The organism is Bradyrhizobium sp. IC3195 (genome assembly GCF_020193585.1).
Lineage (GTDB): Bacteria > Pseudomonadota > Alphaproteobacteria > Rhizobiales > Xanthobacteraceae > Bradyrhizobium > Bradyrhizobium yuanmingense.
Genome location: NZ_JADYVG010000007.1, coordinates 58,361 through 84,685, shown reverse-complemented (window position 1 = coordinate 84,685; position 26,325 = coordinate 58,361). Strand labels below are relative to the sequence as shown.

31 protein-coding genes and 1 tRNA gene are annotated in these 26,325 nt (G+C 65.0%); 12 read left to right on the top strand and 20 right to left on the bottom strand.

What is annotated here, in order from left to right; genetic code table 11:
* Window positions 1-64: 64 nt before the first annotated feature.
* From I6F09_RS16245 to I6F09_RS16215, 7 genes are all read right to left on the bottom strand, one after another.
* The gene (locus I6F09_RS16245; RefSeq protein WP_035996696.1) at window positions 65-274 is read right to left on the bottom strand and encodes a hypothetical protein; all 210 of its coding nucleotides are present in this window, start codon (window positions 272-274) and stop codon (window positions 65-67) included.
* Window positions 271-447 carry a hypothetical protein gene (locus I6F09_RS16240; RefSeq protein ID WP_192893053.1) on the bottom strand — a complete coding sequence of 59 codons (177 nt, stop codon included), beginning with the start codon at window positions 445-447 and terminating at the stop codon, window positions 271-273. Before I6F09_RS16240 ends, I6F09_RS16245 begins: the two co-directional genes overlap by 4 nt.
* Window positions 448-816: 369 nt before the next feature.
* Window positions 817-2,436: an ABC transporter ATP-binding protein gene (locus I6F09_RS16235; RefSeq protein ID WP_225147418.1), complete on the bottom strand. Its 1,620-nt coding sequence runs from the start codon at window positions 2,434-2,436 to the stop codon at window positions 817-819.
* 2 nt (window positions 2,437-2,438) lie between these two features.
* Entirely contained in the window at window positions 2,439-3,278 is an 840-nt protein-coding gene (locus tag I6F09_RS16230) for an ABC transporter permease (protein ID WP_035996700.1), read from the bottom strand.
* Window positions 3,275-4,246: an ABC transporter permease gene (locus I6F09_RS16225; protein WP_225188520.1), complete on the bottom strand. Its 972-nt coding sequence runs from the start codon at window positions 4,244-4,246 to the stop codon at window positions 3,275-3,277. The genes I6F09_RS16230 and I6F09_RS16225 overlap by 4 nt, the downstream gene beginning before the upstream one ends.
* 199 nt (window positions 4,247-4,445) lie before the next feature.
* Window positions 4,446-5,996: an ABC transporter substrate-binding protein gene (locus I6F09_RS16220; protein WP_035996790.1), complete on the bottom strand. Its 1,551-nt coding sequence runs from the start codon at window positions 5,994-5,996 to the stop codon at window positions 4,446-4,448.
* 300 nt (window positions 5,997-6,296) lie between these two features.
* A complete protein-coding gene (locus I6F09_RS16215) occupies window positions 6,297-6,608 on the bottom strand; it encodes a hypothetical protein (RefSeq protein WP_035996705.1) in 312 nt (103 codons plus the stop codon).
* Between the two features lie 211 nt (window positions 6,609-6,819).
* Between I6F09_RS16215 and irr the strand changes: the two genes are divergently transcribed.
* A complete protein-coding gene (gene irr / locus I6F09_RS16210; RefSeq protein ID WP_225188519.1) occupies window positions 6,820-7,272 on the top strand; it encodes a Fur family transcriptional regulator Irr in 453 nt (150 codons plus the stop codon).
* A gap of 29 nt (window positions 7,273-7,301) precedes the next feature.
* Here irr and I6F09_RS16205 read toward each other — a convergent pair whose 3' ends face one another.
* Window positions 7,302-8,849 (bottom strand): winged helix-turn-helix domain-containing tetratricopeptide repeat protein, encoded by a 1,548-nt coding sequence (locus tag I6F09_RS16205; RefSeq protein ID WP_225188518.1) that lies wholly within the window; start codon window positions 8,847-8,849, stop codon window positions 7,302-7,304.
* A gap of 133 nt (window positions 8,850-8,982) precedes the next feature.
* Here I6F09_RS16205 and mddA point away from each other — a divergent pair, with 133 nt between their 5' ends.
* The gene (gene mddA / locus I6F09_RS16200; RefSeq protein WP_225188517.1) at window positions 8,983-9,771 is read left to right on the top strand and encodes a methanethiol S-methyltransferase; all 789 of its coding nucleotides are present in this window, start codon (window positions 8,983-8,985) and stop codon (window positions 9,769-9,771) included.
* 88 nt (window positions 9,772-9,859) lie between these two features.
* On the top strand, window positions 9,860-10,282 hold the full coding sequence (locus I6F09_RS16195; RefSeq protein WP_225188516.1) for a GFA family protein: 423 nt from the start codon (window positions 9,860-9,862) through the stop codon (window positions 10,280-10,282).
* Window positions 10,283-10,362: 80 nt separating this feature from the next.
* Here I6F09_RS16195 and I6F09_RS16190 read toward each other — a convergent pair whose 3' ends face one another.
* Window positions 10,363-10,587 (bottom strand): hypothetical protein, encoded by a 225-nt coding sequence (locus I6F09_RS16190; protein ID WP_036020653.1) that lies wholly within the window; start codon window positions 10,585-10,587, stop codon window positions 10,363-10,365.
* Between the two features lie 234 nt (window positions 10,588-10,821).
* Here I6F09_RS16190 and I6F09_RS16185 point away from each other — a divergent pair, with 234 nt between their 5' ends.
* A complete protein-coding gene (locus I6F09_RS16185; RefSeq protein WP_036020657.1) occupies window positions 10,822-11,106 on the top strand; it encodes a hypothetical protein in 285 nt (94 codons plus the stop codon).
* Window positions 11,107-11,241: 135 nt separating this feature from the next.
* Here the strand turns inward: I6F09_RS16185 and I6F09_RS16180 are convergent, their stop codons facing one another.
* The 4 genes from I6F09_RS16180 to I6F09_RS16165 form a co-directional block, all read right to left on the bottom strand.
* On the bottom strand, window positions 11,242-13,176 hold the full coding sequence (locus tag I6F09_RS16180) for an ATP-binding protein (RefSeq protein WP_035996724.1): 1,935 nt from the start codon (window positions 13,174-13,176) through the stop codon (window positions 11,242-11,244).
* Complete coding sequence (locus I6F09_RS16175; protein ID WP_035996793.1) at window positions 13,173-13,856, bottom strand: response regulator transcription factor; 684 nt, start codon at window positions 13,854-13,856, stop codon at window positions 13,173-13,175. Before I6F09_RS16175 ends, I6F09_RS16180 begins: the two co-directional genes overlap by 4 nt.
* Window positions 13,857-14,015: 159 nt before the next feature.
* Window positions 14,016-14,243 carry a hypothetical protein gene (locus tag I6F09_RS16170; RefSeq protein ID WP_036020661.1) on the bottom strand — a complete coding sequence of 76 codons (228 nt, stop codon included), beginning with the start codon at window positions 14,241-14,243 and terminating at the stop codon, window positions 14,016-14,018.
* 136 nt (window positions 14,244-14,379) lie between these two features.
* Window positions 14,380-15,246 carry an alpha/beta hydrolase gene (locus tag I6F09_RS16165; RefSeq protein WP_225188515.1) on the bottom strand — a complete coding sequence of 289 codons (867 nt, stop codon included), beginning with the start codon at window positions 15,244-15,246 and terminating at the stop codon, window positions 14,380-14,382.
* 142 nt (window positions 15,247-15,388) lie between these two features.
* On the opposite strand from I6F09_RS16165, the gene I6F09_RS16160 reads away from it, so the two are divergent.
* Window positions 15,389-15,766, top strand: a complete 378-nt coding sequence (locus I6F09_RS16160; RefSeq protein WP_225140755.1) for a VOC family protein — start codon at window positions 15,389-15,391, stop codon at window positions 15,764-15,766.
* A 23-nt stretch (window positions 15,767-15,789) separates the two neighbouring features.
* Window positions 15,790-16,674 carry an arginase family protein gene (locus tag I6F09_RS16155; RefSeq protein ID WP_057028400.1) on the top strand — a complete coding sequence of 295 codons (885 nt, stop codon included), beginning with the start codon at window positions 15,790-15,792 and terminating at the stop codon, window positions 16,672-16,674.
* An 89-nt stretch (window positions 16,675-16,763) separates the two neighbouring features.
* Here the strand turns inward: I6F09_RS16155 and I6F09_RS16150 are convergent.
* A tRNA-Leu gene (locus tag I6F09_RS16150) sits at window positions 16,764-16,848 on the bottom strand.
* Window positions 16,849-17,004: 156 nt separating this feature from the next.
* Between I6F09_RS16150 and I6F09_RS16145 the strand changes: the two genes are divergently transcribed.
* Window positions 17,005-17,544 (top strand): disulfide bond formation protein B, encoded by a 540-nt coding sequence (locus I6F09_RS16145; protein ID WP_036020670.1) that lies wholly within the window; start codon window positions 17,005-17,007, stop codon window positions 17,542-17,544.
* Window positions 17,545-17,547: 3 nt separating this feature from the next.
* Here I6F09_RS16145 and I6F09_RS16140 read toward each other — a convergent pair whose 3' ends face one another.
* On the bottom strand, window positions 17,548-18,633 hold the full coding sequence (locus I6F09_RS16140) for an AbrB family transcriptional regulator (RefSeq protein WP_036020673.1): 1,086 nt from the start codon (window positions 18,631-18,633) through the stop codon (window positions 17,548-17,550).
* Between the two features lie 100 nt (window positions 18,634-18,733).
* Window positions 18,734-19,015 carry a PsiF family protein gene (locus I6F09_RS16135; protein ID WP_036020676.1) on the bottom strand — a complete coding sequence of 94 codons (282 nt, stop codon included), beginning with the start codon at window positions 19,013-19,015 and terminating at the stop codon, window positions 18,734-18,736.
* A gap of 200 nt (window positions 19,016-19,215) precedes the next feature.
* Here I6F09_RS16135 and I6F09_RS16130 point away from each other — a divergent pair, with 200 nt between their 5' ends.
* Window positions 19,216-19,698 (top strand): hypothetical protein, encoded by a 483-nt coding sequence (locus tag I6F09_RS16130; RefSeq protein WP_035996745.1) that lies wholly within the window; start codon window positions 19,216-19,218, stop codon window positions 19,696-19,698.
* Window positions 19,699-19,806: 108 nt separating this feature from the next.
* Here I6F09_RS16130 and I6F09_RS16125 read toward each other — a convergent pair whose 3' ends face one another.
* Window positions 19,807-20,355: a TetR/AcrR family transcriptional regulator gene (locus I6F09_RS16125; RefSeq protein WP_035996748.1), complete on the bottom strand. Its 549-nt coding sequence runs from the start codon at window positions 20,353-20,355 to the stop codon at window positions 19,807-19,809.
* 107 nt (window positions 20,356-20,462) lie between these two features.
* On the opposite strand from I6F09_RS16125, the gene I6F09_RS16120 reads away from it, so the two are divergent.
* From I6F09_RS16120 to I6F09_RS16110, 3 genes are all read left to right on the top strand, one after another.
* On the top strand, window positions 20,463-20,891 hold the full coding sequence (locus tag I6F09_RS16120) for an acyl-CoA thioesterase (protein ID WP_225188514.1): 429 nt from the start codon (window positions 20,463-20,465) through the stop codon (window positions 20,889-20,891).
* Between the two features lie 3 nt (window positions 20,892-20,894).
* Window positions 20,895-21,338 (top strand): PaaI family thioesterase, encoded by a 444-nt coding sequence (locus I6F09_RS16115; RefSeq protein ID WP_036020678.1) that lies wholly within the window; start codon window positions 20,895-20,897, stop codon window positions 21,336-21,338.
* Window positions 21,339-21,449: 111 nt separating this feature from the next.
* Window positions 21,450-22,109, top strand: coding sequence for a DsbA family protein (locus I6F09_RS16110; protein ID WP_035996797.1), 660 nt, complete (start codon window positions 21,450-21,452; stop codon window positions 22,107-22,109).
* A gap of 80 nt (window positions 22,110-22,189) precedes the next feature.
* Here the strand turns inward: I6F09_RS16110 and I6F09_RS16105 are convergent, their stop codons facing one another.
* From I6F09_RS16105 to I6F09_RS16095, 3 genes are all read right to left on the bottom strand, one after another.
* On the bottom strand, window positions 22,190-22,396 hold the full coding sequence (locus tag I6F09_RS16105; RefSeq protein WP_035996755.1) for a hypothetical protein: 207 nt from the start codon (window positions 22,394-22,396) through the stop codon (window positions 22,190-22,192).
* 80 nt (window positions 22,397-22,476) lie between these two features.
* A complete protein-coding gene (locus I6F09_RS16100) occupies window positions 22,477-23,547 on the bottom strand; it encodes a phospholipase (protein WP_225140762.1) in 1,071 nt (356 codons plus the stop codon).
* 26 nt (window positions 23,548-23,573) lie between these two features.
* The gene (locus I6F09_RS16095) at window positions 23,574-24,545 is read right to left on the bottom strand and encodes a S1C family serine protease (protein WP_225113025.1); all 972 of its coding nucleotides are present in this window, start codon (window positions 24,543-24,545) and stop codon (window positions 23,574-23,576) included.
* 264 nt (window positions 24,546-24,809) lie between these two features.
* On the opposite strand from I6F09_RS16095, the gene I6F09_RS16090 reads away from it, so the two are divergent.
* Window positions 24,810-26,228, top strand: coding sequence for a M20 family metallopeptidase (locus tag I6F09_RS16090; RefSeq protein ID WP_035996763.1), 1,419 nt, complete (start codon window positions 24,810-24,812; stop codon window positions 26,226-26,228).
* The last annotated feature ends 97 nt before the right edge of the window (window positions 26,229-26,325 follow it).

The following is a 26,325-nucleotide window of genomic DNA, read 5'->3' as shown; positions in this document are numbered from 1 at the left end:
AATGGACTGGCGTCACTCCGTGATTTGTGGGTCGCCTTGATTTGTCGGAGGAGAATCCGCCTCGCTAGATTCCCCGGCGCCCCTGGTCTCCGATCACGCAGCGCCAGGCCGCCAGGCGCTCGGCCGGATGCTGGTTCATCCATTCGGCAAGCTGCGGCGCGCCCATCAGGCAGGCCTGCACCGAAATTTGCGCAAAGTCCGACGTGGTGACGATCTGCTCGTGACAATTGGAGGGAGAGGCGAGGCTGCAAAGCACGGCGATGATCTTGATCACGATACGTTACCTCCGTCGCGGCCGATGAACGGGCGACGGATCGCCGGCTTTCCCTGGCCCTCGTCCGTCGGATCGACCGGCGGGAAGATGCTGTCGTAGATCGCCCGCGCTTCCTGGATGAGACGCGTTCGCTCGCGCTCGGACTTCGAGACAAATCGAATAACTTCGCCCATGTTGGCTCCGAATATCAGTGTGAGTCCGTCATGAGATGACGTCGATCATTCAAACGTCATCTATGGTCATGCCCTTAAGCTTTGAAGCGGCCGGTCCAGTCACGACCGGATAAAAAGCGCGTGACCAGGCTGCGCAGTTCCCAGCATCCCGGTGCGTCTTGCTTGCTGGGTTGTTGAGCTGCCCATCACATCACGTTCGTTGTACGACGCCAGCCGCGACGAGCGACTATGGCGTCAAGTCACCCCTTGCCGACATGAGCAAGGATGATCTCACGAAAGCAAATGCCGCTGAATCGAATATGTTTCGCCTCGCTCGGCGTGCAAGTTTTTGGAACCATCACGGAAATCAATGAACGAGGACGAGCCGCCTCAGGCCGCCGGCGCGTGCTCCTTCCGTCCGGGCACGGCTGCGAGCAATTCGCGCGTATAGGCGTGCTCGGGCGCGGCGAAGAGTTGCGCCGTCGGCTTCAGCTCGACGATGGCGCCGCGCTGCATCACCGCGATACGGTCGCAGATCTGGGCCGCGACGCGCAGATCGTGGGTGATGAACAGCATCGACAGGCCAAGGCGCGCCTTGAGATCTTCCAGCAGCTTCAACACCTGCGCCTGCACCGAGACGTCGAGCGCGGAGACGGCCTCGTCCGCGACGATGATCTCCGGCTCGAGCGCAAGCGCGCGGGCGATGCCGATGCGCTGGCGCTGGCCGCCCGAGAATTCATGCGGATAGCGCTCGAGCGCGCCGGCGTCCAGGCCCACCATCTTGAGGAGATCGCGGGCGCGGTCGAACGCCACCTTCGGATCGGTCCCGGCTGCGATCGGCCCGTCGGCGATGATGTGGCCGATTTTGCGGCGCGGATTGAGCGAGGCGAACGGATCCTGGAAGATCATCTGGATTCGATGGCGCTCGCCGCGCAGCGCCTTGCCGGAAAGCGAGGTCAGGTCGGTCTCGCCGATCCGCACCGTGCCGCGGTCGGCTTCGATCAGTCGCATCACCAGGCGCGCTACCGACGACTTGCCCGAGCCGGATTCACCGACGAGGCCGAGCGTCTCGCCCTTGAGGATGTTGAAGTTGACCGCGCGCGCCGCATCGACGCGGCGGGCCTGGCGGAACCAGCCGCCCGACGTGACGTAGGTCTTGTCCAGCCCGATCACCTCGACGGCCTTGGCCCGATCGTCCAATGGCTCTCGCGGCGGCGGATCCATCGAGGGCACGGCGGCAAGCAATGCCTTGGTGTAGTCGTGCTGCGGCTCGTTGAAGATGGCCGCGGCGGGACCTTCCTCCACGACCTTGCCGTGGCGGAGCACCACGACCTGGTCGGCGATGTCGGCGACCACGCCGAAATCATGGGTGATGAACATCACCGCCATGTTGCGGCTCCGCTGGAGGTTGCGGATCAGCTTCAGGATCTGGGCCTGCGTGGTGACGTCGAGCGCGGTGGTCGGCTCGTCCGCGACCAGCACCGCGGGCTCGAGCGCGAGCGCCATCGCGATCATGGCGCGCTGGCGTTGGCCGCCGGAGAGCTGGTGCGGATAGGCGCGCACGATACGCTCAGGGTCGGGCAGGCCGACTTCGCTTGCCAGCGCCAGCGCCTTGGCCCGCCGCTCCTTCGGCGTGAGCAGGCCGTGCGCCTCGAACATCTCCGCCATCTGGTCGCCGATCCGCATCAACGGATTGAGCGCGGTCATCGGCTCCTGGAAGATCATCGCCAGCCGACGGCCGCGCAGATCGCGCCAGCCGTCGTCAGCGAGCTTGAGCAGGTCCCGGCCCTCGAACTGGATTTCACCGGAGGTGACCGAGACCGTATCCGGCAACAGGCCCATCAGCGCATGCGCGCACATCGACTTGCCGGAACCGGACTCGCCGACGACGCAGACGATCTTGCCGGGCTGCAGATCGAGCGAGACACCGTCGACCGCGAAGGGGCGCTCGGCGCCCTTGGGCAGCGCGATCCGCAAGTTCCTGATGGAGACGGCGGGCGGGGCGGTCATCGTCAGCGGCCCTCCCGCGACAGGCGCGGATTGAGCGCATCGTTGAGGCCTTCGCCGATCAGGTTCAGCCCGAGCACCGAGATCAGGATGGCGATGCCGGGAAACACGGTGATCCACCAGGCCTGCCGGATCACGGTGCGGCCGGCGCCGACCATGTAGCCCCAGGAGATCAGATTGGGATCGCCGAGGCCGAGGAAGGACAGCGAGGATTCAAGCAGGATCGCGGTCGCCACCATCAACGAGGCCAGCACGATCACGGGCGACAACGCGTTGGGGAGGATCTCGCGCAGGATGATCCAGCTGTTGCTTTGGCCGGTGACCACGGCGGCCTGGACATATTCGCGGGTGCGCAGCGACAGCACCTCGCCGCGCACGAGGCGAGCGACCGGCGGCCAGCTCACCACCGCGATCGAGGCGACGATCGAATAGATCGAGGGCTGCAGGATGGCGACCAGCACGATCGCGAGCGCGAAGCTCGGAATGGTCTGGAAGAACTCGGTGAAGCGCATCAGGGCGTCGTCGACCTTGCCGCCGAAATAACCGGCCATGGCCCCGATCGGCACGCCCACGATCAGCGCCGCCAGCGTGGAGACGAGACCGACCAGAAGCGAGACGCGGGCGCCGAAGATCATGCCGGCGAAGATGTCGCGGCCGAGCGCGTCGGTGCCGAGCGGCACGGCCCCGAGCGTGAACGGCGGCAGGAACGGCCGCTGCACCATGCGCCAGGGCGAGTTCGGGAACAGCATCGGTCCGAACACCGCGACAGAGATTGCAACCAGGAGGATGACGAGCCCGATGACGCCGCTCGGGCTCTTCAGCATCGATTTCCAGAACTGCTTCATGCGGCGTATTCGATCCGCGGATCGACCAGGCGATAGACGAGGTCGGTGATGAGGTTGAAGGTGAGGACCATGGCGGAGCAGATCACGAACACGCCGAGCAGCAGATTGTAGTCCCGCTGCAGCAGCGCGTCGTACATCAGCCGCCCGATGCCGGGCCAGGCGAACACGGTCTCGGTGATGACGGCGCCGCCGATCAGCGTGCCGGAATGCACGCCGGCGAGCGTCACCACCGGCAGCAGCGCGTTGCGCAGCACGTGGCGGCGCTGGATCACGGCGTCGGAGAGCCCCTTGGCGCGCGCGGTCTTGACGAAGTCGAGGCGTTTCACTTCCAGCATCGAGGCGCGCGTCATGCGGGTGTAGGTCGCCATGAAGAACAGGCCAAGCGTCATCGCCGGCATGATCAGGTGCTTTGCGACGTCGACCGCATGGGCAAGGCCGGTGAGGTTGGCCCCGACCGTCTCGTAACCGAAGCTCGGCAGCCAATCCATCGTGACCGAGAACAGGAGGATGCCCATCAGCGCCACCCAGAAGATCGGCATGGCGTAGAAGATCAGCGCGAATACGGTGATGGCGGTGTCGAAAAAGGTTCCGGCAAAGCGCGCGGCGAAGGTGCCGAACAGGATGCCGAGCGTGAGCGAGATCGCGAAGGCGGTCAGCGTCAACAACAGCGTCGCCGGCAGCCGCTCGCCGATCAGTTTTGCGACCGGAGCCTGCTGGCGGAAGGAAAAGCCGAGGTCGAGGCTGACGACGCCCTTGACGTAGATGAAGAGCTGCTCGGGCAGCGGCTTGTCGAGCCCGAACTTCTCCCGGAGCTGCTTGACGAAGACCTGATCGCTGGCCCCGGCCTCGCCCGCCATCACGATCGCGGGATCGCCGGGCGCCAGGCGGATCAGGAAGAAATTGAGAACGACGATCGCGAGCAGGACGATCACGCCCTTCAGGACGCGCTGAGCAACGAAGGAGAGCATCTAGTGAGTCATATTGGTGATGTGACCTGGCGCCACGGAGACGGAATGACTCCCTCGCCCCGCTTGCGGGGAGAGGGTTGGGGTGAGGGGGATTCTCGGCGAGCGTATCAGCAGTTGGTCTCGTGGAGACTCCCCCTCACCCGAATGTGCGCTATGCGCACATTCGACCTCTCCCCGCAGGGGAGAGAGGTAAGAGGCTTCACTTGTCGAGCCATGCGTCCTTGAAGCCGTCATTGACCCCGATCCCCGTGGTGATCAGGTTCTTGACCTTGCAGCGCATGATGGTCGGAAATTGCAGCTCGAGCATCCAGGCCACCGGCACGTCCTCGACCAGGATCTTCTGCGCCTTCTCGTAGATCTCCTTGCGCTTGGAATCCGGCGTTGCAACCGCGCCCTCGGCGAACAGCTTGTCGATATCCGGGTTGGAGTAACCCTCGACGTTGTTGAACATCTGGCCCTTGGCGATGTTGCTGGAGATGTAGTTGCGTCCCACTCCGAGCGCGGGGTCGCCGTACTGGTAGAGATAGGTAAAGGCGATGTCGTAATCCCACTCGGCGATCTTCTGGTTGCCGCCGGCGACGTCGGTGGCGATCGTCTCGATGGTCATGCCGACATCCTGGAGGTTCTGCTTGACGGCTTCGCCCCAGCGCTGCCAGGTCTCGCCATAGGCGAGCGGCAGCAGGCGGATCTTTTCGCCCTTGTAGCCGGCTTCCTTCAGCAGTGCCTTGGCCTTGGCCGGATCGTAGGGGTATTTCTTCACGTCATCGGTATAGAACTTGATGGTCGAGGCCGACGGGCCGGTGGCGACCTTGCCGAGCCCGTTCCAGATCACGTCCTTGGCGAAGTCGCGGTCGACCGCATACATGATCGCCTGCCGCACCCGCTTATCGGCGAGCGGACCCTGGCGGTTGTTCAGCCACAGCCAGGCCAGCGGCGAGAAGAATTCCCAGCCGGCGCCGGTGACGCAGGTGTCCTTCAGCTTGGACAGCCGCGGCACGTCGAAATTCTCGACCGAGCCGCCGGGCAGCACGTCGACCTTGCCGGTCTCGTAAGCCACCGAGCGCGCGGCGGCGTCCGGGATGATCTGCCAGTAGATCTCGTCGAGATGGGGCTTGCCCTTTTCGTGGTAGTTCGGATTCTTGACCAGGCGGATGAACGAGCCCTTCTGCCATTCCTTGAACATGAATGGGCCGGTGCCGATGGGTGCGTTGTTGTAGGGGTTGGTCTTCCAGTCGGTGCCTGCATAGAGATGCTTCGGCACCATCGGCATCGAGCCGACCTCGAAGATGCCGAGGAACGGGCCGAACGGCTGCTTCAGCGTGAAGACCACCGTATGATCGTCCGGCGTCTCGACCTTGTCGACCTGCGCCAAATTGGTGCGGGCGCGCGCATGGGTCTGCTTCAGCATCTCGATCGAGAACAGCACGTCGGCGGCGGTGAAGGGCTTGCCGTCGTGCCAGGTCACGCCCTTCTTCAGCTTGAAGATGTAGGTCTTGGCGTCCTCGCTGACGCTCCAGCTCTCGGCGAGCTCCGGCAGGGGATCGAGCTTGGGGCTGTAGCGCAAGAGGCCTTCGAAGATGTTGCCCGAGACCATCTGGGTCGGGCCGTTCTGGACCTGTGCAAGCATCAGGCCGGGCGGCTCGGGCTGAATCACGGCATTGATCACACCCCCCGTCTTCGGCTCTTGCGCCAGCGCAGGGGCCGCAAGGCCGCAAGCCAGGAGGAGACCAAGCAACACTCGTTTTGGCATGTCGTAATCTTTCTCAAGCGAGACCAGCCGGAAACGCTTCGCACGCGCCCTCGCGCGCAAAGCGACGGTCGGTCCATCCCAATCCCCATCCGCCATCGAGGCTCACACAGTCCCGTTCAGCGCGGCAAGATGAAAGTCGCGACAGTGCTCGCACAAAAAATGTACAGCTCGTCCTGTTTCTCCGCCTGTGCGACGGCACGGTAGATCGGCCAGCTCCGAGGGATCAGGCGGCCTTCAGAAGTGATGAGAGCATGCCGGGCAGTGCACAAGTCCGCGCCTGCGACCAAAAGCATCAGCCCGTCATTTTGCGCCGAGCGCCCGCCGCAATTCGTCGAGCGCCTCTGCAAGCTGCTCGCGGTGCGCGATGTCGTCCTTGGGAAGCGCGGCGACGCTGCCGGCGAGCTCCCGCAGGATGCCGGCCAGCAGGCCGAAGTTGACGTGCAGATGCACCGATTTGCGTTCATCGGCCGCACCAGGATGTTGCAGCACCAGCGCAATGCCGCTGCCGTCGAGCTTCGCCTCGAAGCGGGACGAATGCTCGAAGGTGCCGACATAGAATTTGTCGGGATATTCGAGTGCGACCTCTGCCTTGTCGGGAACCGGCTTGGACATGCGAACCTCATCTATGCCCGCGCATTTTGGCCGGGAATGAGCCGGCCCGCCTTGCGCCAGGTCAGAGGCGGTCGACGCCAAATTTGATCCGGATCAAAGCCGGCCCGCCGCTTTTGCGATCGAATGGCAAGTAGCGGGACGCGGCTGCGCATCCCGTTTGCTTGAGCCGTGAGACGATGGATGGACATTCAGGCCACGACTATCCCTGCGGATGACGACGGCGGACCCGATATCGCCGGTTGAGCCGTCGCCGGATGCGGGCGTGCAGCACTGCCTGCAATTGCTCGGCAATGCCGGCTTGCGCCCGACACGCCAGCGCGTGGCGCTGGGCCGACTGCTGTTCCAGGGCGGCCATCGTCACGTCACCGCAGAAAGTCTCTACGCAGAAGCGATGGCTGCGAACGCATACCTGTCGCTCGCCACCGTCTACAACACGCTGAACCAGTTCACCGAAGCGGGCCTCTTGCGCCGGATCGCGGCCGACGGCATCAAGTCGTTCTTCGACACCGACACGTCCCTGCATCCGCACTTCTATCTCGAAGGCGAGGACGTGCTGGTCGACGTGGCCGAGGGCCTCGCCTTCACCAAGATGCCCGAGGCGCTTCCCGGCCACGAGATCGCGCGGCTCGATGTCGTCGTCCATTTACGCCGGAAGCGAACCTAGCGCTTGCGCTGCAGGGAGGCTAAGACGCCTCACTGCAACCCGGCGCGGCGGAATCCCTCCAGATAGTGTTCGCGATCTCGCTCATTGGCCCACGGCAGCTGCGTCGCGATCCAGTGTAGCGAGATGCCCGGCTGGGTGCGGCGGAGCTCTCCGAGTGCCATTTCCGCAAGCGTGCCATCGCCGGTCATGCCGGCGGAGACGGCGAGCACGCGGTATGCGCCGGTAAGATCGCCGCGGTGGCGGATCGCCTCGCGCGCCAGCGCGATGGCCTCGCCATAGTGCCGTTCGGTGAAGCGCGCATAGGCGGCGATACCGTGATAGATCGCCAATGACGGATCGCGCGGCGACAGCCGGATCGCCTTTTGCGCGGCCTCGAACGAGTCCTTCGACCGTCCGGCGTAGGACAGTGCCAACGCGTAATAGCCCTGCGCCAGCGAGAAGTTCGGATTGAGCGCGAGCGCCTGCTCGAACTCGGATAGCGCGTCGGTGAGCCTGCGGGTCGAGAAGCAGACGCTGCCGAGCGCGGCATGTGCCCAGGCATCCTCATGGTCGCAGCGCACCGCTTTGAGCGCGGCGGCTTCCGCGGACGGCGCAACCGCGGCCAGCTCGGTCCAGCCGAGATGCACGCCGAACATGTCGTTCACGGCCAACACCGACAGCGCCTGGCCGTAGTTCGGATCGATCGCGATCGCGCGCGCGAGCAGTTCCTTCGCGGCCGTCTGGTCCTGGCGGGTCACGCGCCAATAATGCGACAGCGCGCGCATCAAGAGGTCCCAGGCGTCGAGGCTCGCCGGCGGCTTCCGACGGCTGCGGAAATTTTCGGCGGCGTGGATCTGCGGCTCGATCGCGGCGGCGATCGCGTTGGTGATCTCGTCCTGCACGGCGAAGACGTCGACGAGCTCGCGGTCATAACGCTCGACCCAGAGATGACCGCCCGACACGGCGTCGTTGAGCTGCGCGGTGATGCGCACCCTTTTGTCCGCCTTGCGCACGCTGCCTTCGACGATGTAGCGGACGCCGAGCTCCTCGGCGATCTGCCTGATATGGACCGCGCGTCCCTTGTAAGTGAAGGAGGAGTTGCGGGCGATCACCATGAACCAGCGCTGCTTCGACAGCGCGGTGAGGATGTCCTCGCTGATCCCGTCGCCGAAATAGTCCTGCTCGGGATCCCCGCTCTTGTTCTCGAAGGCGAGCACCGCGACCGCCGGGCGGTCCGCCACCCGCGGGGGAGCGGATCTGGCTTCCGTCCGCGCGAGCGATACCGCCACCTCTTCCCGGACCTCGCCGATGAAGCGAAACCCCTTGCGCGGAATGGTCTTGATCAGGCGCTGGGTCGCGCCGTCGTCGCCGAGCGCCTTGCGCGCGGCGTTGATCCGGCTGTTGAGGGCGGAATCCGAGACGATGCGGTCGTTCCAGACCTGGCTGATCAGGTCATCCTTGCTGACCACACGCGCCCGTTGCGTGACCAGATAAAGCAAGAGATCGAACACTTGCGGCTGCAACGGAACGGTTTCCCCGTCGCAAGTGAGCTCCCGAAGGTCGCCGTCCAGCACGTTGTTTTCAAAGCGAAATCGCACGTTCTCGTCGTCTCAAGCAAAAATCAAAGTCGTCTCAGGCGAAAATCAATCGTCCGCGAAAGCCGCGGGACGTCCGATCCGGCATGGTGCGAAGACCAAACCGTGTCGATGCCTCGGCACAACGGAGTGTTTCATGACCCAAATTGATCACCAGGTTCATTCTCTCGGCCCGGAGGTTACGGGCTCTCGTATTTTCAGGTTCATCGCCTTTCTGTACGGAATTGCGGCGTATCTCGTGTTTTTCGTCACCATTCTCTACGCGATCGGCTTCGTCATGGGGGTGATGGTGCCCAAGACCATCGATACCGGTGCCGAAGCGCCCGTCGTTCGCGCGGTCGTTATCAATCTGCTGCTGATGTCGCTGTTCGCGGTTCAACACAGCGTGATGGCACGCCGGCAATTCAAGGATTGGTGGACGCAGTTCGTCCCCAAGCCGGTCGAGCGAAGCACGTATGTGCTGTTCGCGAGCCTGTCATTGCTCCTGCTGTTCTGGCAGTGGCGTCCGCTACCCGCGGTCATATGGGAGGTCGAGAACCCCGATCTTGCCGTGACACTGGTCACATTGTCCTTCGCTGGCTGGGTGCTGGTGTTCACCTCGACCTTCATCATCAACCATTTCGAACTGTTCGGCCTGCATCAGGTGACGAATCATCTCGTCGGCAAGGAAATGCAGCCGCCGCGTTTCAAGACGCCGCTGCTCTACAAATTCGTCCGCCATCCGATCTATCTCGGTTTCATCATCGCGTTCTGGGCGGCGCCAGTCATGACCGCGGGTCATCTCTTGTTCGCGGCCGTGACCACGCTCTACATCCTCGTCGGCATCGCGCTGGAGGAGAGCGATCTCGTCGATCTCTTCGGCGACGAGTACCGGCAGTACAAGCAACGCGTCTCCATGCTTATTCCCTGGCGCCGGTCGGTATAGTCTAGGTCAAGCCCCGCGCATCCAATCGAAACGGCGCGCGGGGCGCCGACGCGCGATAACGATCCATCAGAAAAAGGGAGACGTCCAAATGAAACATGTCGGAAACTGCTTCTGCGGCGCGGTCACGGTCGAGGTCACGGGCGCGCCGGAGGCGATGGGCTATTGCCATTGCCGCTCCTGCCGCTCGTGGTCGGGCGGTCCGGTCAACGCTTTCAGCCTTTGGAAGCCGGAAGCCGTGCGCATCATCGAAGGCGCTCAGAATGTCGAGACCTTCGTCAAGACGCCGCTCAGCCAGCGCAAATATTGCAGGAAGTGCGGTGGCCATCTCATGACCAACCATCCGCCGCTCGGTCTGGTCGACGTTTTCGCCGCCACCATCCCCACCCTCGCGTTCACGCCCGGCGTCCACGTCAACTATGCCGAGACCGTGCTGCCGATGCGCGATGGCCTGCCCAAGCTGAAGGATTTTCCCGCCGAGTTCGGCGGAAGCGGCGAAATGATGCAGGAATAGCGGCGCGCCTTTGGCATTTTTTCGAGAGGGCGGCAGAGCGCTGCCCTCTCTGGCTTCTTCCAAGAGAGAAGGATGAACGACTAGCCTCCGCGCGATTCGACCACCTTGCGGCAGGAATCGGACAGCTTCGACTTGTTCTCGCGCAGGCAGGCATTCATCTGCGGCGGCTTGCCGATATGCTCGGCGCAGAATTTGCTGGCGTCGCCGCGGCAGGCCATTTGCTCCTGGACAGATGGACCGGACTGCGCGGCAGCAGGCAGGGCGGCAGCTGCGAGCAGCAGCGCGGCAAGAACCGAAATCTTCATAGAGCACCTCTTTGGAATTCTCGTTGGTCCCGACCGGGATCAATCGGGCCGGACCATTCCGCAAAGGCCGGGCGCCGGTCCATGCCATGTTCATGGCAGCGGCCAGTCCTCCCGCCCGCGGTACCCCCATCTTCATGGCATGTATCCGCGCGCCGACTTTTGTCATTCAGGCTGCACCTCGGCTGCGAGACCCGGTGATTGCGTCGGGACGCCGAACGGAACCAGGAGATCAAGATGTCGAAGAGAGCTGGAGCGCTGGGCGCAGGGCTGACGGTCATGGCGCTGGCGGGCGCGGCGACGGTGTCGCTGGGCACGAGCCCGGCGCAGGCCGTGGTCTATTGCAAGACCGTTGGCGTGCCCAAGGGCTGCGTGGTGCGGCCGACTGGCGCCGTGGTGGTGGGAGCGCCGGTCGCGCGGGCTGCCGTCGCGACCCCCGGTGTCGGCGCGCCCGGTGTCGGTGTGCGTGCCGGCACGCCGATGAATCGCGGCGGCCCGGTCAATCGCGTCGGCGTGCGCTGATATTTCCGCTTCATTGAATTGATGCATCGCTTCGGGCCAAGGGGCCTGCGGACGAACCCCCCGTCCTCCGCAGGCAATTTTACCCGGCCCGTCCCCTCTCTCCGTGCGCCCCACACGTTCGGGGAGGGGGCCCTTTCAGCCCGCGGCCATGTCGCTGTCGGGAAAACGTTGCGGCAATTTCAGCCGCACGCGCGTGCCGGAGGAATCAGACGTCAGGTCGAGCACCGCGCCGCAGCGGGCGGCGCGGCTTTTCATGTTGCGCAAGCCGCGCGCGGTCTGGCCGGCCCCCGCGGCCTCGCCATTGCCGGCCAGCGCAAAGCCGCCTCCGTCGTCAGTCACGCTGATCACGCCGTACGGCCCCTGGCCCGCGTCGAACGTGTCGATGGTCACCGCGATGCGGCGGGCCTGCGCGTGCTTGACCGCATTGGTCACGGCTTCGTCGAGGATGCGCACGATCTGGACGACGTGCCATGGCCTGAGCTCGGGATGCAGCGGCAGGCCCTGCGGCGTCGCCACGCGCCAGTCGAGCGTGATGTCGTGCGGCCGCAATTGGGCCGTGGCGCGCTCGCGCCAGGAGCCGAGCGCCAGCATCAGGTCGCCGCCGATGTCGTCCATGGAATCGATCACGAGACGGAGATCCTTCAGCGCCGCGCGGGCGGCGTCCGTGATGCTCGCGCTCGCGCTGCCGCGCTCGGACAGCGCGACGATGCTTACGAGCTGGCCGCCAAGGCCGTCGTGCAGGTCTCGCATCAGGCGCGTGCGCTCGTTGGCGAGCGCCGCCGCGCGGGCGCGCTCCTCCTCGCGGGCAAAGCTCGCCTTCAGCCGCTCCTCGGCCTCCCGCACCCGCGTCACCAACTGGCCGGCAAAGCTGTCGACCTGGTTCAAGGCGCGGGCAAAGCGCCAGGTCAGCCCGGCGCCGATCGCGACCAGCATCGCCGAATAGGACAGGCGCGAGACGAAGATGCGATCGTTGCTCACGATGTCGAGCACTGTGAGCATGTCCTGGACCCAGCAGACCAACACGATGGTCACCGCGCAGCCGATCGTGAAGCTCGCCGCGTCCTGCCGCCGCACCACCGCGGTTGCGGTGACGCAGGCCATCAGGAACAGGCAGAGCCCGACGGTGGGAATGCCGAGCACCAGGAACAGGATGCGCGGCAGCGGCGGGCCCCCGATCAGCCCGACCACGAACACGAGGACGCCGGGCACGAACAGCAGCGTGCCGTAGCGCGGCCAGCGCCAGCCGAAGAACAGCACGCCGAACACGACGATCAGCGCGCTCTCGATCGGTGCAGAGGCCAGCAGCACCGCGGCCAGGTGCGATACCGTGGCCGGCGGCACCGGCGGCGGCGCGAATGCCTGCACCACGCCGAGCACCATCGCCGTCGCCAGTACGCCATAGACCGGCTCGTGACGCCGCATCAGCCACATGATCGCGAGGATGACGGCAAGGATCGCCTGCCAGGCGGAAAACACCACAGGCAGCGTGACGAACAGCAGCGTGCGTGTCTCATAGGCCGGGCGCAAGGCGGCATCCGGCCCGACATAGACGGTGTCGAGGAAGCCCTTGAGCGGGCCCCATACGAACAGCCGCACCGTGATCTCGTTTCCGCCCTCGCGCAGCAGCGACGCGGGGATGGCGGCGATCTGCGGCGTGTTGCGGTCGGGCCGGTTGGCGTTGGTGTCGCGTCGGGAGTCGAGCACGACGACGCCGTTGACGGCGACCTCCACCGCGTTGCTGAAGCGCGGCAGGAACACCGACCAGCCCGAGGCCGCATCGCCGCTCCGGAACGTGAAGGTGCCGGCGTAGATCGGCGGGTCGGCCAGCGAATAGCGCGACGAGGTGAAATGCGGCAGCGTCACCGGGCGCGTCAGACCGTCCTCCCGCGCCGAGAAATCGTCCACCGCGTAGTCGTCGGGATCGCTCGGCTGCAGCAACCGAATCCCCAGGATCGTGACGATCACGATCAGCGCCTGAAGCAGCAGATAGGGCACGAGGCGCGAGGCGATTAGCCGGCGCCGCGGGCGTGTCGGTGCCTTCGTAGGTGCTTTGGCCGCGATCTCGCTCACAGCTTGATCAGGCCCTGCTGCACCGCCTCGAACACCGCCTCGCTGCGCGTATGCACCTCGAGCTTGCGATAGATGTTCTTGATATGCCCAGGCACGGTCTGCTTGGACAGGCCGAGATGGCTCGCGATCTCGGCATAGCTGAAGCCTTTGGCGATGCCCCACAGGATGTCGATCTCGCGCGGGGTGAGCCTTGCCGTGTTGAGCGCGGGGCCGGGCGGCGGCTCCGCCGAATTCTGCGCGGCACCTTGCGTCCTGCGCACGATGAAGCGGGCGATCGAGGCCGAGATCGGCGAATGTCCCGCGACCAGATCGCGCACCGTGGTGGCGATGTCGGTGGGGAAGGCGTCCTTGAGCAGGTAGCCGGTGGCGCCGACCGTGATCGCGGAGATCACGCTTTCCTCGTCGCCCAGCGCGGAAATCACCATGATTTCGGTGTCGGGGAAGCGCTGCCGCATCTCGCGGATCAGCTCGACGCCGTGGCCGTCGGGCAGTCGCAGGTCGGTCAGCAGCACGCGCGGCGCGCCGGCGGCGAGGGCTTGCCGCGCCTCTGCGAGCGTACCGGCGCTGCGCACCTCGTAACCGGCCTTGACCAGCGCATCCTGGAGCCGCCAGCAGGTCGGCGCATCGTCCTCGACGAGGAGGATGGTGATGGCTTCACCCGTCTCGCCTTGTTCGGTCATGATCATGGTCCCGCGATCCGCGTGTCCTCCGCGGCGCGAGGCAAGTCTAACCGCAGCCCGAAGGCCGTGACACCCATAATCATGGGGACGGGAAAGTCACGGGACTGCCATGTGCCGACCCAACGTTGCCGCGCGACGGAGTGCCGCCGCCAATCCAGCTTACGAAAGATCAACCCGCGGCGGCGGATATCGCCGCGCCAGGACCGATAGCGACAGCGGCCGTTCGTCTTCCGGCAGCTCCAGATAGGCCAGCACGAGCGGCCGCTTCCAATCGCCGACGCCGAAATCCATCGCCGTCCATTTCTGCGGCTCGGGCCCTTCGAGCCCCCGGACCCAGACGAAATAGCGGGGAAGGTCGTCCGTGTCCGTCGTGCGTCTCCTGGCCATCGAAGCGGTCCGCTGCGTCAAGATCGTTGCCGCACGATATAGGAAATATCTGGGGGAAGTCGAACGCCCCGGACGATCGGGGAAGCTTGCCGCCCGCGCCGGTGCCGGTTGGCGACAAAAGCGCTGTCGTTGCCCGTTAAGGTTCGATCCGTTCGAGAAATGATCGCGTCAGCGCGACAACCTCATCGAGGTTGGTTTCGAGCAGCCAATGGCCGCCATCCAGGAGATGCAGTTCGGCATCCGGCAGGTCGCGGAGATAGGCCCGCCCTGACTCCTCAGGCATGTAATGGTCCTGCGGCCCCCACAGGATCAATGTTGGCGGCTTGTGCTGCTGAAGATATCGGCGGTGCTCGGGAAACCATTGGCGGTTCGCCTTGAGGCCAAACAGAACGTCTGCGGCGGCGTCTTTCCGCCGCTCGGTCATCAGCGACCAGTGCAATCGCCAAAGGTCCGGCGCGATCAGTCCAGCCATGTCCGCACGCAAATCGTTCAGGAACTCGTCGCGGAAATTTTCCTCCGTAACTGCTTCCCTCATCGCCGCACGCATCTCCTGATCGGGCAGTGACCAGGACTTCTCGATGTCAGCGTATGCCGGGCCAAGCGCATCTTCGTAAGGTATGTCGCCGTTTTGAATGATCTGGGCCACCACCCTCTCAGGCCGCATGATCGCCAGCCTCGCTCCGATCGGTGAGCCAAAATCATGAAGGTAGATCACGAAGCGTTCGATCTTCAGCTGCTTCACGAACTGGTCGAGCCACGCGGCATAGCCGTCGAAGCTGTAGTCGAAGTCATCAGGTGTCCCGCTATAGCCGAACCCGGGATAGTCGGGAGCAATCAGCCGCCAATTATCGGCCAGTCGCGGCATCAGATTGCGGAATTCGTAGGATGAACAGGGATAGCCGTGCGGCAGCAGAACGACGGGCGCGCGTTCAGGACCGGCTTCTCGGTAGAAGGTATCCACGGATCCGATCCGGACCCTGCAATGTCTGACGCGTGTGTCCATGTCTTGCTTCCTTTGTAGATAAAGCAACTTCGGGGGCGGGGTTCCCAGCATCTGCTTCGTGGTGGGTAGAACCGCAGGCGGCTCTGCGGAACAACGACCGGAAGCTCACCGTTACGAAGCAACATCGGAACGGGAGGTCGTTGTGATCCACCATGTCTCGGTCGGTACGAACGATGTTCAGCGTGCGAAGCGCTTCTACGATGCCGTCTTGCCCATCGTCGGGATCACGCCGATGGCCGAGGACGAGGGTGGACTGGGCTACGGAAGCGGGACGTTTCACTTCAGCGTTCAAGTTCCGATCGATGGAAAGCCCGCGACCGTGGGTAACGGCAGCCACATCGCCTTTGCCGTCGAGAACCGCGCGATGGTCGATCGCTTCTACGCTGCCGCATTGAAGCATGGTGGCAGCGACGCTGGCGCTCCCGGGCTGCGGCCGAGTTACGACCTCAACTATTATGGGGCGTTTGTCCGCGATCCAGACGGTCACAAGATCGAGGCCGTGACCTACTCGGCACAATAGTCGCGAGCGAGCGGGAAGGCGCCATGCCGACCATGCCCTATGCAATTATCGAAGCTCCTTCGACGCTCGGCCTTGCGACCGACGGCGTGGAGCGCTTGCCCGAACAGCTGCTGAAGCTTGGACTTGCGGAGCGCATCGGCGCACGCCGCGCCGGGCGGCTGGTGGTGCCTTCGAAAGATCCGGCGCCGGATCCCGAGACCGGCATCTTGAACGCCGGCGCAATAGCGGCGTGGTCGCCCCAGCTCGCCGACGCGGTGGAAGCGGTGCTTGTCGCGGGCGAGTTTCCGCTGGTGCTGGGCGGCGATTGCACGATCTTGCTGGGCTCGATGCTCGCGCTTCGACGGCGCGGCCGCTATGGCCTGTTGTTCATCGACGGCCACGCCGATTTTTTCCAGCCCGAGGCGGAGCCCAATGGTGAGGGCGCCTCGATGGACCTTGCCTTCGTTTCCGGCTACGGCCCGTCCCTCCTGGCCGACATCGAAGGTCACGGTCCTCTGGTCCGCCCTGAAGACATTGTGGCGTTTGGATATCGCGATCACCAGGATCAGGCGGAATATGGAAGCCAGCCGCTTCCCGAAGAGCTCAAGGTGCTTGATCTTCCGGCTGTGCGGGCGCGGGGCATCGAGGCCGCTGCACGCGAAGCCGTCGATTACCTGATGCGAGCCGAGCTGGACGGCTTCTTCATCCATCTCGACGCCGATTGTCTCGACGATGCCATCATGCCGGCTGTCGATTTTCGCGTGCCGGGTGGGTTGTCGTGGGACGAGCTATCGACCGTGCTCCGGGTTGGCTTGGCGAGTGGCAAGGCGGTCGGCCTGGAGATCACCATTTACAATCCGGGCCTGGATGAAGACGGCAGCGCCGGGCGTGGCCTGGCCGATGTGCTCGCAGCAACGCTCGGGTCGTAGCTCGAGTTTGCTGAACCAGTTCGACTTCGCCAAGAGGCTTCGCCGGACACGCTTCGCCCTTCGAGCCCCGCCACGCGAAGCCCGAAGCGTGGTGCCCCTGGCCGGAATCGAACCAGCACTCCTTGCGGAACTCGATTTTGAGTCGAGCGCGTCTACCAGTTCCGCCACAGGGGCCCTCGGTCGGCCCCATAGGCGGCGTCGCGAAGCCGGCGGACTATAGCCATGGACGGGACGGGGTCAACCCGCGCCAAAGTGATACGGCCGTTCTCGACAGCCGCATGGGCCGGGGCTAGAGGCTTAGGGCGCGCGAGAGATACGAAAGAGGCTGCCGTGACCACCCAGAGTGCCGCCATACCTGCGTTCAAGCCGGGCGCCACGAGCCCCGCGCTGACCGCCGCGGTCCTGGTCACGCTGATCGGCGCAGCCACGATTGCGGGCGCCTGGTTCTTCCAGCTCGTCCTGGAGATCCTGCCCTGCCCGTTGTGCCTGGAGCAGCGCTACGCCTATTACCTTGCGATACCGCTCGGTGTGTTGACGGCGCTGGCGGCGCGAAGCGGCGCGCCGCGGCCGCTGCTGCTGGCTGGGCTGGCGATCCTCACCCTGGCCACGCTCGCCAATGCCGGCCTCGGCGCCTACCATTCCGGGGTCGAATGGGGGTTCTGGAAGGGGCCGACCGATTGCTCCGGTCCGGTCGTCAACCTCGGCAGCGCCGCCGATCTCTTGTCGAAGCTCGACACCGTGAAGGTGGTGCGCTGCGACGAGGTGCAATGGCGCTTCCTCGGCCTGTCGCTCGCCGGCTACAACGTGCTGATCTCCCTCGTGATGGCCGCGATCGCCGCGTGGGGATTCGTGCGGACCGCGAAGCGCTAAAGCTCAATCATCCACGTCGTCCTGCGTGCGCCCGAACAGGTGCACGATGCCCGGCGTTGCGATCGTCACGAAGACGAAACGCGACAGGTGGTGGGCGCCGACGAAGATCGGGTCGATGTGCAGCGTCAAGGCCAGCGCCAGCATCGCGTCCATCGCGCCCGGCGCGAAGGCGACGACGACGTCGGAGAATTTCACCGGGGTGGTCAGCGCCACGATGCCAACGAAGATGGCGGAGACGGCGATGGCCACGGCAAACGAGCCCAGCGCAGCGCGGAGGTGGCCGGCGAGCGTCTTGATCCGCATCCGCGCGAAACGGCTGCCGATCAGTGCGCCGATCCCGATCAGCGCAACGCCACGCACCCAGTCCGGCAGGCCGCCCTCGACCCATCCGGCACCATGCAGCACGCTGGAGGCGATCATCGCGCCGAACATCCAGCTCGCGGGAAACCTGATCAGCCGCAACACGAGCGCTGCGGCCAGCGACGCGGCGGCTAGCTCGAGCAGGTCGAGCGGCGAGGCGATGGTCGTCGTCAACGACGGTGCAGCGGAGGGCGTGACGCCTGCAATCGCCAGCACCATCGGCAGCGCGGCGGTCAGGATCATGACGCGCATGGTCTGCACCACCGCAATGCCCGGCAGGTCGGCGCCGCGCTCGACCGCCAGGATCGTGATCTGCGACAGCGCGCCGGGACTGCCGGCCAGGAAAGCGGAGGTGCGGTCCCAGCCATGCATGCGCTGGAGGTAATAGCTCGACCCGAACGTGGAGCAGAACGTGGCGAGCGCAAGCAGGCCGATGGTGACGGGGTAGGCGCTGACCTGCTGAAGCAAATGGCGCGAGACGACCGAGCCCAGCGAGATGCCGAGCAGCACCAGCACGGTCTGGGTCAAAATCGGCGGCAAGGTCAGCTGGCGGCCGGCGATCGCGGCGATCCCGACCGCGATCATCGAGCCGGAGATCAGCCCGCCGGGAAGGCCGGCGAGCAGAAACACAAGGCCGCCGGCGGTGCCGATGACGAGCGTCTCCACCGTGCTCAGGATCGTGGCACGGCTCGGCCATTCGAACGACAGGGAGGCGGTGATGTGCTTCACGCCACCTTATCGCAAATCAGCGCGAGGCGCACAATTGCAGGCTCATCATGCCGCAATGCGCGAGGCCTTCCGCGGAGGCTCGGAAGGAATCGTGACGGGCTTATTTCTTGTCGGCTGCGGGAGCGGCGACTGCGCTGCCGGCCTTCGCCTCCTTTTTGCATTCGCGACGGAATTTCTTGCGCTCCTTCCCCTTCAATCCCTTGGCGTCCGCCTGCCTGGAGCATTCCAGCGATTCCGCCGATCGCTCCTTCGTTGCCTTCTTGTCGTCGACGGTGGCGGCAGTGTCGGTCTTGGCGGCCGGCGCGGCGGTCTGCGCGAAAGCGGTGCCGGTGACGAGCAGGGAGGCGAGAGCAACGGCGGCGAGGCGGGACGTGAAGGTCATGTGGTGCACTCTGCTTGCGAGAATTGCGAAGGGCTGGAACGTTGGCTCGCGTTGCTGAACGCGACATGAATGAGTTGAGCGGCAGGATCACTATATTTTGCCGGCGCAACCCATCGCATCCTTGTCGCAAGCGGCCGGCACGCTAGGATAGCAATCCTCAATTCACTTCCGTCGGGGAAGATCAAGCAGGAGACCCAGGGATGACCATTCAGACGAAATTGTTGTATGCGATCGCAGCGTCCGGTGTCGCGGCATTGCTGACGAGCGCGCCGGCACAGGCACTGACAGCGCAGGAGTGCAGCGCGAAGTACCAGGCCGCCAAGAAGGACGGCTCGCTCGGCACCATGAAGTGGAATGACTTCCGCAAGGCCCAATGCGGTGCCGATGCGACGCCCGCCGCTGCGCCGACAGCGGCTGCGCCCACAGCTCCCGCGGAGCCGAAGCAGGCCAAGAAGGAAGAGGCACCCGCCGCCGCGCCGGCCCTGCCGGCCGGTCCTGCGGTCTACCCAAACGCGGTCGATCCGAAATATGCCAAGGAGACGCCCGGCAAGGCGCGCCTGCACACCTGCGTCGACCAGTACAATGCCAACAAGTCCACCAACGGCAACGGCGGCTTGAAATGGATTCAGAAAGGCGGCGGCTATTACAGCGAATGCACCAAGAAGCTGAAGGGCGCCGCCTGAGCTTCGCAGCGAAGGCCGGAGCAAGGCTCCGGCCGATTCGCCTGAATTCTCGCGCATGATCTTGGCAGAACACCTGCGCTCACCCGGCCCTTGGGGTCCGGATCATGCTTAGTCCAGCAGCTTCTCGGCAGATTTCGCCACGAGCTGCGACCGCTTGCGCGGACCGCTCTCGACGAACAACAGGCTCTGGCCGAAGATGAAGCAGTAGAACAGAAAGGCCTGCGCGTCGGCCTCCTCGGCCGCAAGACCGGTCGCCCGATAGAGGTCGCCGACGTGCCTGAGCCGCGCCGCGTCGACGCTCGCCACCGCCGCCGCGGCGTTGTCCTCCGATCGGGCCCATTGCCGGATCGCGAGCTCAATCGCCATCCCTTCTGGATTGAGCCGCTCGGAATAAAGCTGGATCACCGCCTTCAGCCGCTCGCGGGGCGCTTGTCCGTCGAGGCTCGTCTGCTGCGCGATCGCGGCGATGCGGCCCTTGCGCCAGGCTTCGAGCATGGCCTCGAGCAGTGCGGCGCGGTCGGCGAAGCGCCGGTAGAAGCCGCCCTTGGTGACGCCGAGATTCTTGGCGAGCACCTCGACCCGCACGCCCTCCACCCCCGCGCGGGCGAGCTCGGCAAACCCAGCCTCAACCCAGACGTCGCCCTTGCCGTCGCTCATGAAGAAAGCCTCACCCGGTCTTGATACGGTGCCGTATTGCTAACGTGACACGGGTTTGATACGCTACCGTATCAACGAGCAAGGACGAAATTGCGGGAGGAAATGCGATGGAGCAGGAGGCGACCTATCGCGGCACGGTCTATCCGTGGCAATGCGACCATATCGGGCACATGAACATCATGTGGTATGTCGGCAAGTTCGACGAGGCCAATTGGAATCTGTTCGCTCGTCTCGGCCTGACGCCGAGCTATTTGCGCATCTCCGGCCGCGGCATGGCCGCGGTGCAGCAGAACATCGCCTACAAGCGCGAGCTGCTCGCCGGCGACATCGTCGAGATCCGCAGCCATCTGCTCGAGATCAGGGACAAGTCGATCCGCTTCCGGCACGACATGACGAATGCGGAGACCGGCGAGCTCGCGGCGACGTGCGAGATCACCGGCGTGCACATGGACCGTCAGCTCCGCAAGTCCGCCCCGTTCGCCGATTGCATTCGCGAAGCTGCCTTGAAGCATCTTGCCGAACCAGCCGAGGTGTGAGCCATGACCGCATTCGAGCCGAAAAACCCGGGCTATCGCGCGGCGGCCATCGCCATGTTCGATGCCCAACCGGCCATGCGCACGCTCGGTATCGTGATCGTCCGGCTCGCGCCGGGCGAGGTCGAGCTGGCGATGCTGCATGCGCCGGCCCTCACGCAGCAGAATGGTTTCATCCATGCCGGCATCATCACGGCCGGGCTCGACAACGCCTGCGGCGTTGCGGCCTTCAGCTTGATGCCGGCGGAGGCCGGTATCCTCACCGTCGAATTCAAGACCACGCTGCTCGCGCCTGCCCGCGGCGAGCGTTTCGTCTTCAAGGCCGAAGTGGTCAAGCCCGGCCGCACGCTGACCTTCTGCGAGGCAAAGGCCTACGCCGAGCATGACGGCAAGACCACGCTGATCGCCATGATGAGCGGGACCTTGATGGCGATGCTGCCGGCGGCTTAGTCGAGCCGGACGCGATTCGCGTGGCAATCGCGCCCGCGGCATTCTATATGACCCGTAACAATGGCCGGGGCGCGGGCGTATATCCGCAAGACGGGACCGGAACGGGACGATATGACTGGATTTGGGAATAATGGCCTTGGGCCGAGCCGGCGCGCAGCCTTGACGCTGATCGGAGCGGGCGCTCTCGCCGTGGGTGGGATCGTTTCGGCGCGCGCCGCCACCGGCGATGACGAGGTGCTGACCGAAGCCAAGGTGCTGCGCGATCCCGACACGCCGGTCGCAGGCAATCCCGACGGCAACATCACCATCGTCGAATGGTCCGACTACAATTGTCCCTATTGCCGCAAGCTCGAGCCCGAGCTGCGCCAGGTGGTCCAGGACGACGGCAAGGTGCGGCTGGTCATGAAGGACTGGCCGATCCTCGGGCCGGTTTCGGTCACCGCGGCGCGGAGCGCGCTGGCGGCCAAGTTCCAGGGCAAGTATCACCAAGCCCATGACGCCCTGATCGGCGTCAGCTCGCGCCTGACCGAGCCGCGCATCAACGAGCTGCTCGCGGCTGCCGGGGTCGACATGGACCGCTTGAAGCGCGATCTCACCGGCCACGCCAAGGACATCGACGCCATCCTCAAGCGCAACAACGAGCAGGCTGAAGCTTTCGGCTTCCAGGGCACCCCGTCCTTCATCGTCGGCAAGTATCGCGTGCCCGGCGTGCTCAGCATGACCGAGTTCGAGCAGGTCATCGCCGACGCTCGCAAGGCCAAGATGAACTGAGCCGGCGATATTTCAGGACGCAATACAAAGGCGCCGTCGCGGGTCTGCGACGGCGCCTCGTTCATGTCGATCGGACGAAATTACTTCGACGAGATCCGGACCCAGTCCTTGTGCGCGCGATCGCGCAGCGCATCCCAATCGGCCTTGGCGACGTCCCAGTTCACGATCGTTCGGTTGGTGGTCGCGATGTCGCCTTTGGCGACTGACGACGTCTGCATGGAATCATAGACGTAGACGCCGCCCGCAAGCAGCAACGCGCCCAGGATCATTCCGAAAAAAGTCTGCATGGCGAACCTCCGGTGACGGGCGATAACGTCGGCCCGGAGTGATGGTTCCGCGACTATGCGGCGCATCCAAGTGAGGTTGTTCATTCTCCATTCAGCCACTCCATCAGCTCCGCATTGATCTCGCGCGGATAGGTGTGGCTGAGGTCGTCGATCTCTCGATAGGTGACTTGGGCACCGGCGGCGGACAGCGCCGCCTGCGTCTGCCGTGCGGTCTGCACCGGAAACATCCAGTCGAGCTTGCCGTGAGTGATGAAGACCGGCAAGCCTTGCAGGCGCGTTGCGTCGGCCATCTCCGCCATCAGCGGATGGAAGGTCGCCGCAACCGGGGCGAGATGCGTGAAGGGCGAGGCGCCGTCGAGGCCGGTGACGTAGCAGAAGGTGCCGCCGTCGCTCATGCCGGTCAGCAGCATGCGCGAGGGGTCGATGCGCCAGCGGCCGCGTACAGTATCGATGATGCGCATGAGGTTCGGTGTGTCGGTGTCGTCGCCCATCAGCGCCCAGGTCGGGCCGGTCGCGGTCGGCGCCACCAGGATCGACCCGAGAGTGCGGGCGTCGCGGAGCCAGCTCCACAGAAAGCCGCGTCCGTTGCCGCTGCCGCCATGCAGCGCCATCACCAGCGGCATGGCACGCTCGGGCGCATAATATTCGGGGACATAGACCGAGAAGCCGCCGCGGCTGCCAGGCTCGTTGTGGTCGTGGAAGATGCCGGTATCTTCGCCCGCGCTGGCTTGGAGCCGCGACAACAAATCCGCATTGTCGCGATTGGCGGCGTTGAGGAAGAAGCTGCTCACCGGCGGAAACTGCGCTGCCAGCGGATAGAGCGCCTCCTGCGCGCGCGGGACAAGGCGCAGCGCGCGGAACACCGCGACGAGATCGCCATGGCCACGCTCGACCTCACGAATGCCGGCAAAGGCAGCGAGCGTCTCGCCGCAGGCGCGATCGAGCCGCTCGCGCAAGCCTCCGAACTGCTCCGGCCAATCCCCGATTGCTGCGTGCGCCGTCTGCAGCGCCTCGTCCGGCGTGCCGATCGCATCCATCACCGAGGCGAAGGCCGGTGGATGCAGATGCCGCTGGAAGAAGCCGAGCGCTTCCAGCGCATTGAGCAGCGGCGGCAGCACGGCCACGATGTCGTCCACCACGGCCTCGGTCATCGCCCGCTTCCTCAAAGCCTTTTGGATCAGTGCAGCTTCGGCGCCTTCAGGAGCTTGAAGCGATCGGTCGACGTCACGGTGACGTCGAAGGTGACGCCTTCGTGATGAACGGTGAGCGGCACGTCGACGCCGGCGGCGCCGAGCGCCCACATCTTCTTGTAGAAGGCGGTCTGGCTCGTCACCCTGTCACCGTTCACGGCGAGAATGACGTCGCCGGTCTTGAGCTCGGCGCGGGCGGCCGGGCCATTGGCGGAGATCCCGATCACCACCACGCGGTTGTCGATCTCGGTCGAATAGAGTCCGAGCCAGGGTCGTGCCGGCTTGTTGACACGGCCGAACTTGCGCAAGTCCTCCAGGACCGGCTTCAGGAGGTCGATCGGCACGATCATGTTGACGTGCTCGGCCTCGCCGTCACGTTCGCGATCGAGCTGGAGCGAGCCGATGCCGATCAGCTCGCCGCGTTCGTTGAGCAGCGCCGTACCGCCCCAGTTCGGATGTGCGGGAGCGGTGAAGATGGCCTCGTCCAGCAGATATTCCCAGTAACCGGCGAATTCCTGCTTGGCCACGACCTGGCTCGCGACCGAGCGCGTGCGTCCGCCGGCGCCGCCGACCACGACGCGGTCGCCGATCCGTGTCGCCGCCGACGAGCCGAGCGGCAGCGGCGCAATGTCGAGCTGGCCGAGCGCCTGCACCAGCCCGAACCCGGTCTCGGAATCGAAGCCGAGCGCATGGCCCTCCACCACTCGTCCGTCGGCGCGGTGCAGCCAGACCGACTCTGCCTCGGTGATGAGATAACCTATCGTGAGCACCAGGCCGTCATCGATCACGACGCCGTTGCCGGCGCGTTCGGTGCCCAGCGTCTCGGCACTGAAGGCGTCCGGAGGGATGATGGCGTGCAGGCCGACGACGGAGCCGAGCGCGCGGTCGAGATCGAAACCATAGTCGCTCGCCCGCGGCTGGTTCGCCGGCGGCACTCTCCATTCGGTCAGAGCGCTCATGGAGTTCTCCTGGCTGAGAGCATCGCTCCGGCAAGGCTGGCGGAGCGACGCGCGAAGCACGCCTAATTTAGGCCGGAGCAGGCCGTCTTGAAAGCCTCGTTCCCAACTATTCGGGAGAACGCCGCGTGAAATCTTGGAAAGGCCCGGAAACACATCGTCATCTGATCCGGCGCATGGCTGCTGTCCGGCGCAGTGCTAGGCGCCGTGCAGTGAAGCTGCTAACCATTGCCGCCTCGTTTGACCAAGGGATCACGGACGACAAGCATGGACAACCGCAGCGACATCTGGCGTGGCATCGACACGATCAAGGCACGCTTCATCGACCTCAGCGACAGGGTCTGGGGCATGCCTGAGGTCTGCTACACCGAGGCGCGGTCCGCCGCCGAGCATCTCGCCGAGCTGCGTCATCAGGGCTTCCGCATCACTGAGAACGTCGCCGGCATCCCGACTGCGCTGATCGGCGAGTGGGGCGAGGGCGGTCCGGTCATTGCCTTCATGGGCGAGTACGATGCGCTGCCGGGCCTCAGCCAGGAGGCGGGTGTCGCCGAGCATCGCCCGATCGAGACCGGCGGCCATGGCCATGGCTGCGGTCACAACCTGCTCGGTTCCGCAGCGCTGCTCGCCGCGACCGCGGTGAAGGACTGGCTGGCCGAGAACAAGGTGCCCGGCCGCGTGCGCTATTACGGCTGTCCGGCGGAGGAAGGCGGCGCGGCCAAGGCCTTCATGGTGCGCTCCGGCGCGTTCGAGGACGCCGACATCGCCATCACCTGGCACCCGCACAGCTTCTGGGAGGTGGCGGTAACGCCCTCGCTTGCGAATACGCGCGCGGATTTCATCTTCACCGGCCGCACTTCGCATGCGGCGGCCTCGCCGCATCTTGGCCGTTCGGCGCTCGATGCGGTGGAATTGATGAATGTCGGCGTGAACTACATGCGCGAGCACATGCCGAGCGACGCGCGCGTGCACTATGCCCTGCTCGACACCGGCGGCATCGCGCCGAACGTGGTGCAGGCCCATGCCCGCGTGCGCTATTCGATCCGCGCGCGCGATCTTCCCGGCATGAACGAGTTGGTCGAGCGTGTGTCCAAGATCGCGCAAGGCGCGGCGTTGATGACCGAGACCAAGGTCGAGATGAAGATCATCTCCGCGGTCTCCAATATCCTGCCCAACACGCCGCTGGAGCAGGCGCTGCATCAGGTCATGGAAGAGCTCGGACCGCCGCATTTCGACGATGCGGACAAGAGCTTTGCCGGCCAGATCCGTGCGACCTTGAGCGACAAGGATATCGCCTCGGTCTATTACGCGATCGGCATGGAGCCGACCGATCGGCCGCTGGCCGACTTCCTGGTGCCGCTCGATGCCAAGCGCAATCCGCTGGTCGGCTCCACCGATGTCGGCGACGTGAGCTGGGTGGTGCCGACCGTGCAGGTGCACGCACCGACGGTTGCAATCGGCACGCCCTTCCACACCTGGCAGGTGGTGGCGCAGGGCAAGAGCCCGCACGCGCACAAGGCCATGGTGCAGGCCGCCAAGGCGATGGCAGGTCTCGGCATCAAGGCGTTGACGGAACCGGAGCTGATCAAGGTTGCCAAGGCGGATCTCCAGAAGCGGACGGCCCGCACTCCTTACGTCTGTCCGTTGCCGGATCACGTCGCGCCGCCGCTCGACATGTCCGTGGCGTAGGAATTCGCCTCGATACTTCGTCTGATCCAGCGAACAAATTTTCCGCAGTGCAGCGCGCAATCCGGCAGATTTTGATGCTGGATTGCCGAACGGATGG